Annotated in this window: 12 protein-coding genes; 8 read left to right on the top strand and 4 right to left on the bottom strand. The window is 45.1% G+C overall.

Annotated elements, in window-relative coordinates; genetic code table 11:
• The first annotated feature begins 38 nt into the window (after nt 1-38).
• From CUR83_RS07020 to CUR83_RS07010, 3 genes are all read left to right on the top strand, one after another.
• Nucleotides 39-1,892, top strand: coding sequence for an ABC transporter ATP-binding protein (locus CUR83_RS07020; protein WP_284719362.1), 1,854 nt, complete (start codon nt 39-41; stop codon nt 1,890-1,892).
• 109 nt (nt 1,893-2,001) lie between these two features.
• Entirely contained in the window at nt 2,002-2,628 is a 627-nt protein-coding gene (locus CUR83_RS07015; protein ID WP_284719361.1) for a GNAT family N-acetyltransferase, read from the top strand.
• 152 nt (nt 2,629-2,780) lie between these two features.
• Complete coding sequence (locus tag CUR83_RS07010) at nt 2,781-4,322, top strand: bifunctional 2-methylcitrate dehydratase/aconitate hydratase (RefSeq protein ID WP_284719360.1); 1,542 nt, start codon at nt 2,781-2,783, stop codon at nt 4,320-4,322.
• Between the two features lie 61 nt (nt 4,323-4,383).
• Here the strand turns inward: CUR83_RS07010 and CUR83_RS07005 are convergent, their stop codons facing one another.
• Nucleotides 4,384-5,163, bottom strand: a complete 780-nt coding sequence (locus tag CUR83_RS07005) for an SDR family oxidoreductase (RefSeq protein ID WP_284719359.1) — start codon at nt 5,161-5,163, stop codon at nt 4,384-4,386.
• Between the two features lie 187 nt (nt 5,164-5,350).
• On the opposite strand from CUR83_RS07005, the gene CUR83_RS07000 reads away from it, so the two are divergent.
• The 3 genes from CUR83_RS07000 (at nt 5,351) to CUR83_RS06990 (ending at nt 9,646) form a co-directional block, all read left to right on the top strand.
• Nucleotides 5,351-6,730: a DUF2868 domain-containing protein gene (locus CUR83_RS07000; protein WP_186474508.1), complete on the top strand. Its 1,380-nt coding sequence runs from the start codon at nt 5,351-5,353 to the stop codon at nt 6,728-6,730.
• Nucleotides 6,731-6,851: 121 nt separating this feature from the next.
• A complete protein-coding gene (locus CUR83_RS06995) occupies nt 6,852-7,826 on the top strand; it encodes a sterol desaturase family protein (RefSeq protein ID WP_093070894.1) in 975 nt (324 codons plus the stop codon).
• 125 nt (nt 7,827-7,951) lie between these two features.
• Nucleotides 7,952-9,646, top strand: a complete 1,695-nt coding sequence (locus tag CUR83_RS06990; protein ID WP_093070892.1) for a DUF3482 domain-containing protein — start codon at nt 7,952-7,954, stop codon at nt 9,644-9,646.
• Between the two features lie 28 nt (nt 9,647-9,674).
• On the opposite strand, the gene CUR83_RS06985 is transcribed toward CUR83_RS06990, so the two are convergent.
• From CUR83_RS06985 to CUR83_RS06975, 3 genes are all read right to left on the bottom strand, one after another.
• Complete coding sequence (locus tag CUR83_RS06985) at nt 9,675-10,700, bottom strand: ArsA family ATPase (RefSeq protein WP_093070889.1); 1,026 nt, start codon at nt 10,698-10,700, stop codon at nt 9,675-9,677.
• Between the two features lie 52 nt (nt 10,701-10,752).
• Entirely contained in the window at nt 10,753-11,064 is a 312-nt protein-coding gene (locus CUR83_RS06980; protein ID WP_093070887.1) for a cory-CC-star protein, read from the bottom strand.
• 115 nt (nt 11,065-11,179) lie between these two features.
• Nucleotides 11,180-12,862 carry a carbon starvation CstA family protein gene (locus tag CUR83_RS06975; RefSeq protein WP_071001544.1) on the bottom strand — a complete coding sequence of 561 codons (1,683 nt, stop codon included), beginning with the start codon at nt 12,860-12,862 and terminating at the stop codon, nt 11,180-11,182.
• 307 nt (nt 12,863-13,169) lie between these two features.
• Here CUR83_RS06975 and CUR83_RS06970 point away from each other — a divergent pair, with 307 nt between their 5' ends.
• Together CUR83_RS06970 and CUR83_RS06965 are read left to right on the top strand one after the other, a co-directional pair.
• Nucleotides 13,170-13,838: a hypothetical protein gene (locus CUR83_RS06970; protein WP_071001543.1), complete on the top strand. Its 669-nt coding sequence runs from the start codon at nt 13,170-13,172 to the stop codon at nt 13,836-13,838.
• 92 nt (nt 13,839-13,930) lie between these two features.
• Nucleotides 13,931-14,494, top strand: a complete 564-nt coding sequence (locus CUR83_RS06965) for a hypoxanthine-guanine phosphoribosyltransferase (RefSeq protein WP_071001542.1) — start codon at nt 13,931-13,933, stop codon at nt 14,492-14,494.
• The last annotated feature ends 23 nt before the right edge of the window (nt 14,495-14,517 follow it).

Raw genomic sequence — 14,517 nt, 5'->3', positions numbered from 1 at the left:
GCGTCGTCATGGCTTATTTCAATTTGTGATAGAGTTTTATGCCGACATCTCCCCAACCTCGCCGTGTGCAATTAGACAAAAAACCGCCAGTCGAGAAGAAAGAACGGCGGGCGCTGTTGTGGGATATCCTCAAAAAACTGGCGGTATTTGCTAAGCCTTATCGCTTGCTTATCATCGCCACCTTAGCGCTGACTGCTCTAGGCTCCTTTACTGCGCAAGTTAATGCCTTTGTACTACGTTATGCCGTTGATACCTTGACCGAAATCGCTACCCTCGCTGAGCCTTGGGAAGCTGGCGTGCGCATGCTGACCATTATCAGTGCGGTACTCTTAACCAAAGAGATATTATCGATATTCATCTCGTTTGGGCAACGCTTCTTCGGCGAAAAGATTCGTATCAATCTATCACGTGATTTATCGCAAAAAATCATTGAGCGCATCTTGACCTATCGGATGGCATTTTATACCAGTAGCGAAAACGACAGCGGCAAGTTGCAAACCCGTATTGATTATGGCGTCAGCAGCTTAACCAGTTTGGTGCAAAACTTCTTTATCGATATGCTACCGCTGTTTGCCAATGCAATCGTGGCGCTTATCATCATGTTTTCGACCAATTTTTGGATAGGCTTGGTCGGTCTTATTATCATTCCCATTTACTTTTTTATCAGCCAAAAACAAGCGCGGCGTCTACAAGGGTTTCGTCGGCAGATGCGCGGCTATAGAGAAGCCAAAAGCGGTTTGGTAATATCTTTGATCAATTCGATCAGCGTGGTGAAATCCTTTGTCCGTGAGTCGATAGAAGCAGAAAAGCACTTAGCCATTCAAAAGGAAATGACCGATAATCAGCTGCGTATTCGCAGTATTGGTTTTGTGTATGATGCCATCAAAACCTTTATCGAGCAGATTGGTGTGGTGGTTATTATCTTGCTCACCGCGTATTTTGTCCTACAAGGTGAGATGACCATTGGTATGATTTTGTTTCATGTCATGCTGTTTCAAAATGTCGCCGCCCCTATCCGTCAATTACACCGCATCTACGACCAGATAAATAATGCATTGACCTATGCCGAAGGGTTTTTTGATATTTTAGAAGATGACAGCCAAGTCGAGAGCATCGCTGGTATTAGTAGCGACAACCTAAAAGGTCATATCGAGCTTAAACATGTCGATTTTACTTACCCGAATGGGACGCAAGCGCTCAAAGACGTCAGCTTCACTATTAGGCCCAACCGTATCACGGCGCTGGTTGGCCTCTCTGGCGCTGGCAAGAGCACGATTATCAATCTATTGGTCAAGTTCTATGCCCCAGACGCAGGCTCGATATGCCTAGACGGGCATGATTTGGCTGACTGTGATACTCATGAGCTGCGTCAAAACATTGGTCTGGTGCTACAAAGCAATCATATATTTTCGGGCACGATCATTGAAAATATCCGCTATGGCAATATGAATGCTAGCACTGATGACATCATTGTAGCGGCAAAAAAAGCTTCGATACACGATCAAATTATGGGGTTAGCTGATGGCTATGAGAGCACTGCCAAGTCGTTATCAGGTGGGCAGCAGCAGCGTATCGCGCTGGCAAGGATGTTTTTAAAAGATCCACCGATTGTGTTTTTGGACGAGCCGACCGCCAGTCTCGATGCTATCGCCAGCCAACAGGTCAAAAAAAGCCTCGATCTGATCAAAAAAGATCGTACCGTTATTATGGTTTCGCACAATATTGCTCAGATTATCGACGCCGATGATCTGGTAGTCATAGAAAATGGCGAAGTGGTTGAGACAGGTACCCATGAGGTACTTTATGCCCAACGCGGCAAATACTTTGAGATATTTAGTGCCATGTCTGATAGCTTAAATTTAGACAAAATCAGTCAGACCCTAAAGGGTTAGGAATGGTTAATGACTACCTAAATCGTTATAATGCCCCTAAATCGTTATAATGTCCCTAAATCGTTATAATGCCCTTATTTTACCGCCTATTGCCAGAAGCTTGCCCATTATGAATTGTGAATTTTCTATCAAAACCTTTGATGAGCTGACCTCAGTTGACCTTTACCATATCCTAAAAGCACGCTCGCAAGTGTTCGTCGTCGAACAAAACTGTGCCTATCAAGATATGGATGAAGTCGATTTTGATTGCTTGCATTTGATTGCTCATCAAAACGCAGCATTAGTGGGCTATTGCCGCATTGTCCCGCCTGAATTCAATAAACTAAAATCCAATCTATCGGTCGCCGACCCTACGATCAAGTCCAACCACACTGCCATGCCTGCCATCGGTAGAGTGCTTGTGTTATCAGAGCACAGAGGTGACGGCCTAGCACGTCAAATAATGACTCAGGCTATTGCTCATTGCCGCAAAAAATACGGTAAAAAACGCCCGATTATTATCTCGGCACAGGCCTACCTGCTTAGTTTTTATGAGTCTTTGGGTTTTGTACCTGAAGGTGAGCATTATCTTGAAGATAATATCGAGCACGTGAAGATGGTGCTATACGTTGCTAAGAAAAACAAAGTAAGAAAAGAAAGTGTGGATACTGCGTCAACCACGACCAAAGTTTTAAGCTTCCTGCTGTTTATTATAGCAGCGCTGTTTATTTTAGGTCTGCTCTATTTGATGATTTAAACGGCCTACAAAGTTTTACCTCTTAACTCAATTCAGTCTGGTTGTCCCATATTGAGTATGCTACTTTTGAATGATAACCGCTTTAAAAGGATGACTGCGAGCATGGGTCAACAAAGCGAAAAGTTAGCACACTCAAGGAAGAGGAAACAACCATGTCAAATACCCATTCAGATACAGCCCATTCAAATACAAATGAGGCAACGGTAGAGAGCAATATCCGTCCAGAATATGACGATGAAATCCAAAAAATCGCCGATTATGTGTTCAATTATTCCATAGATAACGAGTCATCAAATCCCACTGATGCATGGAATACTGCGCGCCACTGTCTTATGGATACCATCGGCTGCGGACTACTGGCACTGCGCTTCCCTGAGTGTACCAAGCACTTGGGGCCTGATTGCCCTGATCAAATAACGCCGCATGGCGCTCGCGTCCCTGGCACCTCCTATAGACTAGACCCCATCAAAGCCGCTTTTGACATCGGCTGTATGGTGCGCTGGCTTGACTATAATGATACGTGGCTCGCTGCTGAGTGGGGTCATCCGTCTGATAACTTGGGCGGCATTTTGGCGGTCGCCGACTATATCAGTCAAAAAAACATCAGCCAAGGGCAAGCACCTCTGACCATGAAAGCCGTGCTTGAGGCCATGATCATGGCGCATGAAATTCAAGGCGTCATGGCACTCGAAAACTCATTCAACCGCGTGGGTCTTGATCATGTGTTTTTGGTAAAGTTAGCCTCAACTGCGGTCGTCGCCAAACTCTATCAGCTGCCACGCGAGCGCATCATGGCGGCCATTTCACAAGCCATTGTCGATGGTCAGGCACTGCGCACCTATCGTCATGCACCTAATGCCGGCAGCCGAAAATCATGGGCGGCAGGTGATGCAACCAGCCGTGCGGTACGTCTGGTAGATATCACTGCACGTGGTGAAATGGGTGTCCCTGGCGCACTAACCGCACCGCAATGGGGGTTTTATGATGTGCTGTTTAGCCATACCAATAAGGATCTTGCGACCAAACCCGAAGACGAGCGTCGATTTACCTTTCAGCGTGACTTTGGCAGTTATGTGATGGAAAACATCTTATTTAAAATCAGCTTTCCCGCTGAGTTTCATGCGCAGACTGCTTGTGAAGCGGCGGTTATTTTACATCCACATGTGAGAGGTCGAATTGATGAGATCGAAAAAATTGTTCTAACCACGCATGATTCAGCAATTCGCATCATCTCAAAAGAGGGCGCGCTTGCTAACCCAGCTGATCGGGATCACTGCTTACAATATATGGTGGCTGTTCCCTTATTGACAGGCGATCTGATGGCGGAGAACTATGAAGATGACTATCATGAAGAGCATTTATCAATCGATGAGCTACGCGAAAAAATGGTGGTAGAAGAAGACGCACAGTATTCAAAAGATTACCATGACCCCAGTAAGCGCTCTATTGCTAATGCCATTCAAATATTCTTCAAAGATGGTAGTAGCACAGAAAAAGTCGCCATCGAGTATCCTATCGGTCATAAACGCCGCCGTGCCGAGGGCATTCCTATACTTGAGGCAAAGTTCCGAGCCAGTCTTGCCACCCGCTTTATCGACAGTCGTTGTCAGCAAATCATTGAGCTGTGTAACGATCAAGAAAAATTGGAGCAAACGCCAGTGAATGAGTTTATGGACTTATTTATGGCTTATTAGGGTTTTAACAGGATAACCACCCTAAACCACCCTATCATTTGTATCATTACCAAGATATTGACTACCAAGGTATCGACTCTCCTGCCCAATCGACAAAACTGCCTGATTGGGCAGCCGTCATCCCTGATAGCACTTCCAATAAACACTCGGCGCTATACGCTGGCGAGAATAGATGTCCTTCAGCGACATTGCCTTGAAACGGCGCAGACAGTTGGGTATTCACGGTTCCCGGTTGCATAACGACTACGCACACCTCTTTGAGTGATCGGCCCCATTCGATACTCAAGTTTTTCATCCCCATATTGAGCGCCGCCTTGCTCATTCTATAACTATACCAACCGCCTAGCTGATTGTCCGTGATACTACCGACACGAGCTGATATGGTCGCAAAAATCGCAGGATGGCTAGCGCTGCGTTCAGCTTTGGCGAGCAACGGTTTGATATGCTTGGCTATCAGCAAGCTTGCTAGTGCATTGATTTGCATGTTCTGTAAAAAGAACTCCGTTTCAATCTGCCTCAAGGCCTTTTCTGGCTGCGCCGTCTTGGTATGTAATAGTCCCACGCAGTTAATGACCCAATCCACGTGATCGACTGTTTGTCTGATAGTGTCGACCGCTTTTTGGATGCTGTCTTCGTCACTGATATTCATCGGTATCCAGTGTAGATTTTCTGCTTCAAAGTTCGGCTCACTGCGATGATAAGTGGCGAATACTCGTGTACTATGTCTTTTAGCAGATGCGCCGTCATTTTGATCGGCAGCTGACTCTTGTACCAGCTGCTTGACCATGGCCTGACCGATACCACCTGTGCCACCGATGATCAGATAGATTTTATTATTCATCTAGAAGCGTCCTGTTTTACAAACCTTGATAGATTCATTTTGGCTGATTTTATAAGTGTTTGCTATGATAAAAATAATAGACATTATTCTTATTCTATATACGCTACAATAATTTTTAGCGATTATAACTCGCGTTTTTTGCTTTCCATTATTTATACTGACGTTTTTATACGGATATCAGCGCCTTATGCTATCACCCCAAGACCAACTGACCGAGCTGGTACGTGCCTTAGAGACTGATCAGCACGTCTTTGCCACTGACCCGTTACTTATCACGGAAAAGCTACAGAGTGAGGATGGCACACCTATCCAAAAGCTGCATCGACGGGCCTCACGCATCGATAGCAATGGGGCGCTTGCGCGGGTACTGGGTAAGATTGATGGCCGCATAAAAGGCATCATGATCGTCATGAGTGTGGTGTGGTGCATCTCGGGATTTTTGGGTCTGTTCACGCTATTGCAGTCCAATGTGGTGAACTTCTTTTATGTCTTGGTTTGCTTGCTTGGTTTTCATACTATTATGCTTGGTGGCTGGCTGGTGATGACACTCATCAATCGAGACCAGCAAGCGCCCAGTTGGTTTGCCAGCTTTGTCAGTCCCAGCTATCTCATACGCGGTAAAGACGATGTGACCAAGGCGGCCGTCGATCTGTATGAGCGCCAATTACAGCATAGCGGTATGCGCTGGTATTTGGGCCGGTTTAGCCATCAGTTATGGCTTGCGACGTTGACTGGCATGCTGCTTGCGATTATATTTTTATTGATTGTGCGTCAGTATAGCTTTAGCTGGGAGTCGACCCTACTCTCTGATCAGGCGCTGGTGAGCTTAACGCAAATACTCGGCTGGCTACCAGGCATGGTTGGTTTTGATGTGCCAGATAGTACAGCGATTGCACAAAGCAGGCTGGTCACAGAAGCGATGCCATTGTCTGTGGCGCGGCAGTGGGCAGGATTGCTAGTCGGTAGCTTGCTGATGTACGGTATTGTCCCGCGTGCGATAGCGTGGGTATTTTGTGCTTTGATGTTCCGCCGCAAAAAAATGCGCTTGGATATCAAGCAACCGTATTATCAAAAGATCATAAATTTTTGGCAGCGTCAGGTGGTTGATGCAGATGACTTTACGGAAGCACCCGCACCTGTCGCGCCCAAAGCGGCGGTAAGTGCAGGCAAGAAACTGGTCGCCTTGCTTGAATATCCTTCAAATCAGGATAAATGGTGGCAGTCAGGGTTGACTAATGACCGTCATGATTTTTCAGAATCAAGTGAGATTGAGAATTTTGGTATCGTTGATGATCGTGAGGATATGGCACGGCTAAAAAACTACTTAGACGAGCACCCTGTGCAAGTCCTATTAGGTATCCATAGCAAAGCGCTGCCTGACCGCGGTACGCTACGCAAACTTGATCAAATCGCCGCTCATGCAAAAGATGGTCTTATTGTACAGCTGCTTAGTGATGCTGATTTGACACATGAGGATGAACCAGTGGATAAGCAAGCTGTACGCTATCAGCAGTGGCAAACAGCGCTCTCTGCGCGAAAAATTGGCTTGGTAGATATTGATTCTTAAAGTTTTTGAATGCGATACTTAATAAAAATTATTTTTATAAAAAGGACAAAATAAATCAGTAATATAGAAAATAGTTATCTCTTGGGTAACAAGGATGTTTTATAGTGGCTAGGAGCCAAATATGTCAACAGACAACACCCTCTTAACATCAGGTGAGTATGGTCAGATATTGGATAATTACAAAGAGGCGTTAAACCAAAGTATCTTAACCGCTGCACCAGAGTCATGGCAGCCAATGCTGGCAAGTATCTTACCTGCTCACTGGCAAGAATGGCTGTTACCGCTGGCTGGTGGCCCATTTCTCTTATTGTTTTTGGCAGAGTGGTTTTATCAGTCTAAGCGTGGGAAAAGTGAAAGCTTTAGCTGGCGCCGTGCGATGACCAATTTTAGCTTGGGCGGCTCTTATCTCGGGTTTGAATTGATTGTCCAAGCAATTATTGTGCTGCCTATTTGCCTGTGGCTATATCAATACCGACTGTTCACTATTGAGGTGACATGGCTGACAGCCATACCCATATTTGTCGCGGTTGAGTTCAGCTATTACTGGTTTCACCGTGCCTCACACCGCATGAATTGGTTTTGGTCAGCGCATGTCGTGCACCATTCAGATGATAAGATGAACCTATCCACTGCCATGCGCCAAAGCCTGCTGTACTCGGTGACAGGTTGGTGGTTATTTTTCGTCCCATTAATGCTGCTGGGTGTGCATCCTGTCTGGGTGTTTTTCTTTTATGCGTTAGATTTGATTTATCAGTTCTTTATCCATACCGAGACGGTGGGAAAATTTCCAAAATGGGTTGAGTATATCTTTGACACCCCATCCAACCACCGCGCCCATCATGGTACTAATGACGAATATATTGACCAAAATTATGGCGGCGTTCTTATTATTTTTGATCGCTGGTTTGGCACTTATGTAGAAGAAGATACCGTCAATAATCCCGTCAAATATGGGGCTGTTGGTGAGACCAGTCACGATAATATTATTGGTCTGATATTTTGGGTGTTTTACCGAATGTGGCAGCGGTTTTTTCGTGCCAAGGGCATTAAGAAAAAAATCAAGGTACTGCTGCGACCACCTACAGCAATCTCATAGCGTATCATGAATACATAAAATACAGTTTACGATATGGACACTACGCATCCAGAACCAACCTGCCACCAGATTTGTTTTACAATAAATGGCTAAAGTTTGATCATCAATAACAATAAGACGCGACTATGAATAATGACAATAAAAACCAAAATCACGAGCATCACACGCCTACAGGTCTTTTTGCAGACAAGGCGTTCCCCAGCGACTCAAATAATAACGCCAAGACCTCGCATTCGACAGTGTCAAAAACGGCCGCTCATTCGAAAGTGACTCATGATAATCCATCCATATCAACTGAATCAGTACCGCCAGCCACCACAAATGTGACAAAAAAAACCACCGCCAGTGGTGAGGCGCTAAAATTGGCGGTCGTGGGACACACCAATACCGGTAAGACCTCCATATTGCGCACGTTACTGCGTGATGTCTATTTTGGTGAAGTCAAAAACGAAGCGGCGACCACGCGTCACGTCGAGCAAGCAAGTCTGACAGACAGTCAAACGGGTGAGGTGCTGGTAGCACTATACGACACACCAGGCCTAGAGGACGCATCAGGACTCATGGACTGGTTGGAGGACAACACCGCCAGTCGCCGTGATGGTATTGAGCGCTTGCAGCAGTTTTTGGCATCAAATATCGCTCAAGGTGCAGATAGCGGTGTTCTAGACAGCTATGATTATAGCCAAGAAGCAAAAGTGATTCGTCAGCTGCTGGCAAGTGATATGGCCATCTATGTGGTAGATGCTCGTGAGCCAGTATTGGGCAAGTATAAAGATGAGCTAGCGATTTTATCGTGGGCTGCCATTCCGGTGATGCCTGTCTTTAACTTTACCGACAGTCAGAATGCCAATATTGATGATTGGCAAACCATGCTGGCAAGACGCAATCTACATATCTCCACACGTTTTGATTCCGTTGCTTTTGAATTTGAAGATGAGATGCATCTTTGGCAAAACCTCGCCACCATGCTCACTCATTCTGAGATGCTTGAGCAATTGATGCAGCGCCGGACTGAAGATTGGGCGCAGTTGTATGATGAGGCCAATATTATTATTGCTGACTTTTTATTGAATGTCGCTTCTTTTGTACGCGAGATCAATGAAGATGACGACCCGATGCCTGTATTAGAACAAATGCAAGAAGCGGTGAGGCAAAGTGAGCGTGCAATGCAGCACAATTTACTTAACCTCTATAAGTTTTATGACAATGCCGTTGCAGCAACCCCGCTTGAATTGCAAGCCTATCAGCAAGACCCATTTGATCCTGAGTTACTCAAGAGCTATGGTATCCGTACCACTTCTGGCGCAGCAGCGGGCGCGCTGTTAGGGTTGGGTATTGATGCAGCAGCGCTAGGTACGACATTGGGCTTGGGTGCAGCGATAGGTGGTATCGCAGGCGGGTTACTATCTAACACCAGTAGTATTGCCGATAGGATCACTGGGGTAAAACGCTTATATATCGATCCTGCGACGTTGACATTGCTAGCAACGCGAGCGATCGACTTACTCACTGCCCTACGCCATCGCGGTCATGCTGCGACTGATGCCACCCAGCTATTATACAAAGGCGAGAAAAGCAGCCTTGAGACATCGTCAGATGATGGTAGTTACCACAATGATAGCAACAGCAATACTAATGAAGATAGCAACCCGATTACCGTATGGCCTGCGAATAAATTACCTAGTGAGCTAAAAAAGGCTCGCGGCAAACCGCAATGGTCATCGCTTAGCAGTGGTAATTCTGAACAGGCGCAGCTGCTGCGCGCAGATATGGCATGGTCGCTATCGGGTAAGCTGCAATCGTACAAGCGTGAGTCGTAGTCATTTACCGTTCTATCGTTTGCTGCATCTAGCCTAGCAATGTACTCAATGCCTCTGTGCCACGTACGTCTGTTTGCTGCAGATAAATTGGATATAGCGGATATTTAGAAAAATTGTTTTCAATATCCTGCAGCAAATCCTGCTGACGCTCAGCACGCCGGCGCCAAAACTCATCCGACTGCGTTGTTGATATCAACTGATTGATGACGATTGCTGCGGGCGTGAGCTTGCTGTCCTCTAGCTGTTCGATAGCCCGTTTGGTCTCAGCCAACGGCAACACGTCAGCCGTCATAACCAACACAATTGCCGTTTGTGTACGATCATGCAGCAGCAGTCCTGCTTGGCGAAACAACTGCTTGCGCTTTTCTAGCACGGATACCGCTTGCTCCCAGCGATCAGGCTTTTTTGCGGCAAACGGATTGGCCACATGGTTCTTTTGAGCGCTATCCGTTTGACTGCTTTTTTGATTGTGACTGTCCAAATGCGTCGCTACTGAGCGTAGCTTGGCTTGCCGTCGTTGCTGAGCAAGCAGTCCATCTGTCCATGCACCCATCATTTCTGGTAGTACTAGCAACCGTAGCGTATGCCCTGTCGGTGCAGTATCAAAGATAATATGCTCATAGCCTGCATCTGCCGCTTCGACTAAATGCTGGCACATGGATTCGAGCATCGCTGCTTCTTGGGCGCCGGGTGCTGATTTTGAGAGCTTCAGATGCTCACGAATTTTGGGCATCATATCTGGATTGGCATAGGATTTAATCGTACGCTCAACTTGAGAAAAATGCTCGTCAACGATTACATCAGGATTTAACTCAATGGCATCGAAATAAGGTGATATTGCTGTTTTCGCGTTATTAAGCTGTGTATCCAACACGTCGCCCAAACTGTGTGCTGGATCGGTTGAGACAATCAGCGTTTTTTGCTGCTGGCTTGCGTAATAACTGGCAAGTGCGGCGGCAGTAGTGGTTTTTCCCACACCGCCCTTACCGCCGATAAATATAATCGGTTGTGCTTTTAGTTGTTCTACTAATGTATGTAGAGGATGTAATGCCATATTTTTATCTCATTTCTTATATTATTTTTATTTTTCAATCATAAATAAACGATTAGCAGCAGCCAACATGGTCAAATGGGCATCTATCCATACCCATGCGCGTGTGCCACTCGTGAAAGTTTTCTAAAAATAACGGTTGTAACTCTAAGGTATAAAAGCTGGCAGGATTATCAATGCCTAAGCTTTCAGCAAACATCAGCAGCATAAAGAAATCTTCTTCATCACGGGCAGCACGTGCCATCGTTTGGCGATAAGGTGCATGATAAAACTCATTGAGTCCTGCCACAAATCGTTGCCACCATGGTTGAGTACTCTCTGGTGGTTGGGCGTTTTCTATATCATTTGATGTGTTTTTATTTTCCATAATTCGCTTATACCCTACTTATTTCTTATTACCTATCATGCCTATGTGATACAAAAAACGCCAGCAATTGCTGCTAGCGTTTTTAAGTTGATAAATATTTAGTATGGTTTAGCGTTTAAATGTCACCGCTTTTGCCTTTGTGTATCGACCATTCTTTGCGTAATACAGACAGACTCTCAAACGTTACTAAGATGGTTGCTATCAAGATAATGATATCCATAATGATAAGCAGCCAATTGCCATCAGTGAAGAAAGTTTTGAGCTGAATAAGTAGTGCAAATACCGTCATGACTAGCAAGAACGACAATGGCGCTAAAGTGTACCAAACTGTTCTGCCTTTACGTAACAAGATAACCGTTACGATCATTAGTGTTAACGCCGCCATTAGCTGATTAGTCGTACCAAATAGTGGCCAGATAATCATACCACCAGCACCATCAATACCGCCCGCGCCGAATGCTAATAGCAAGCAGCTGCCGACAGCAAGCAATGTTGCGACCACGCTTTTATTGAGGACTGGCAGGTTATAAAACTCACCGAACTCTTGGAAAATATAGCGTTGCAGGCGTACACCAGTATCCATAGTGGTACCTGCAAACAAGGCAGCCATGACCGTAAGCATCGTCTGTGATAGTACCATGTCAATGCCAACACCCGCATTTAATATGGTCGCACCACCATCAATGAAGGCACCGATAGAACCGTCGCCAAATTTTTGATAGACCGCTTGCCAATCACCAAGGGTAGCAAAACCTGCGGTTGCTGCTAGAATTGCGCCGAGTGCCAGCATACCTTCACCTAGCGCACCAAAATAACCAACGAAACGCGTGTCTTCTTCTTTATCAATCTGCTTAGACGTCGTCCCTGTCGCAACCAATCCGTGGAATCCTGATATCGCCCCACAAGCAATCGTCACAAACAACAGCGGCATTATTGATGGCGTGCCAACTGGCAGTGCTGTGTTTATTGCTGGCGCGACAATATTTGGCGTGCCGATAAAGATAGCTGCATACAATAAAATCAAACCAACGAACAGCTGCAAACCATTAATATAATCACGAGGTTGCAGCAGCATCCATACGGGCAACAACGAAGCAATCGCCGCATAGGCGAATAAAATAAGAATCCATACAGCGTTATCAGGTAAGCCCATTACGGTCTCAGGTAACACAATCGGGAACATAGGGCCAAGATAGATCAGCCCATATAAAGCGCTTACCCCGAGAATAGATACCCAAACCAAATTCATCTTGTAGCGATAAATACACTGACCGATGATAAAGGCAACCACTAAGGCGCCCCAAACAGGCAGTACAGCAGATGGCGTTTTGATCATCATATTAGCGATAGCAACACCAAACACCGCGTTGACCATCAATAGTAATAAGAAAATCACAACCATCATCAAACTGCGGACACGTGTGCCCATGACTGTACCCGCAATAGAGCCAATTGACTGTCCCCTATTGCGCATACTTGCCCAAATGGCCGACATATCATGTACACCAGCCATAAAAATCGTACCGAGCACCACCCAAATGATGGCAGGTACCCAGCCCCAAATAACCGCAATTGCGGGACCGATAATCGGTGCAGCGCCTGCCACCGAGGTAAAATGGTGCCCCCATAGTACATATTTATTGGTAGGAACATAATCGACCCCATCTTTCATCGTATGCGCTGGCGTGGGGCGACTGTTATCCAATGCTAAAACTTTAGTAGCAATGAATTTTGAGTAAAACACGTAGCCACAAAGCATAGCAGCAACGCCGAATATCAGTACAATAGCACTATTCATCTTATCTCTCCCTAGACAAGTAGTAGGTAGTCTTATAAGTTCAAGCTTTTTAAATCAAAATATAAAAAATATGCTAAATTAGTGTGCAGCGAGTCATTCATATAAACCGACCCGTCACCGAATAAATTGTAAAAATCATGTGTGATAAATATTAGCCAACAAATTTTCACATTGTACAATTAAGGTGCGTCACTAAGTAGCATATAGCGTGGTGAGTCTTTGTTTCAAATTCCGGTTAAATGGTAACCGATTTCACGGCAAATGTAACGCAAGTAAGACATGAAAAACAACAAATAAAGGAAGCATAATGGCACATTATTTTGGTTTCGTACCTTCAGATAAATTAAAAGTATTAATCAGCGAGGCCGAACAAGTCGTTGCTTCAAATGAGCAAGTAGAATATTACCCTTACCGAGACGCGCTCACTCATCAGACTGCACGAGATCTAACGGACAATTTGTTAGTCGGTTTGGTTGAGATTATTCCAAATCCTGAGCGTCAAGCGGCCATGCGCAAGATTGTTGCCACCATTGAACGTGCCACAGATACCCTACTCAATATCTTGTTAGGTAAAGAAAATAACGAAGATGTGCTGCCAAGCTTTCACTTTCTAAAAGATCAGGCAACTTTTATTGATAATGAAGGCGTAAAACGTATTGGCTTTAAGTTGTCAGAAGCAGATGCTAGAACTATCGTTGAAGGCTTTGCTGCTATCACACCAGAGCACGTAGATAGAGCCAAGTTTAAAACAGCGCTCGAAACCATGAATGACGCGACATTAACCCACTTCGTCAGCCGCTACGCTGAAACGTTAAAATTAGGTATGATCAAACGCAAATCAGTGCCAGTTGCCAAATCTGCGATTGATAAAGGAATGAATATGGCGCTTAACAAGCTACTACCTGATCTACCAAATGACTCTCTCAATCGTTTGGCGAATTATTACCGTCCATTTATCATTGAAAAACCAGAGTAATTGCTAAATTTTGATCAAATGGTCATATAACATTGGGAAAATTTACCAAAACTTGTTAAAATACTTGGCATTTTTCACCAAAGGTGCGCCCGATGACCCAAATCAGCAATCAAGAAATCGAAAAAACATTACGTAACTCAGAGTGCCTGATCAGCAGCATTGAAGTTGCTGCCGCTTATGAGCGCTTGGCCGCTCAGCTTAACCTACACTACGCTGGTTTGAACCCAATTGTGATGGTTGTTATGAACGGTGGATTAATTCCCGCTGGTCAATTATTGACGCATCTGACATTCTATCATCGTATGCATTATATCCATGCGACACGCTATCGTGACAACGAAGGTACTGACGATCTTGATTGGAAATTCAAGCCTGATGTGAGTATCGAAGGCGAGCATGTCTTGTTGATTGATGATATTTTTGATGAAGGCATTACTCTAAAGGCTGTTGTCGAAGAGCTAAATAAAGAAAAACCATTATCTCTCGAGTCTTGTGTGCTGCTAAACAAGCAGCATGACCGCAAAGTTGCCGATTTTGATGTTGATTTCGTTGGTATTAATGTCGCAGATCGTTATGTCTATGGCTGTGGTATGGACTTCCATGGTTACTTGCGTCACCTGCCAGGTATCTATGCTATCAAAGAAGATAAGGTTTAAGTCTTACCTCTAAGTGACTAACA

This window comes from Psychrobacter pocilloporae (genome assembly GCF_029872915.1).
Lineage (GTDB): Bacteria > Pseudomonadota > Gammaproteobacteria > Pseudomonadales > Moraxellaceae > Psychrobacter > Psychrobacter pacificensis.
Note: the sequence above shows the minus strand (reverse complement) of the source record. Positions and strands in the feature narration are given on the sequence as shown.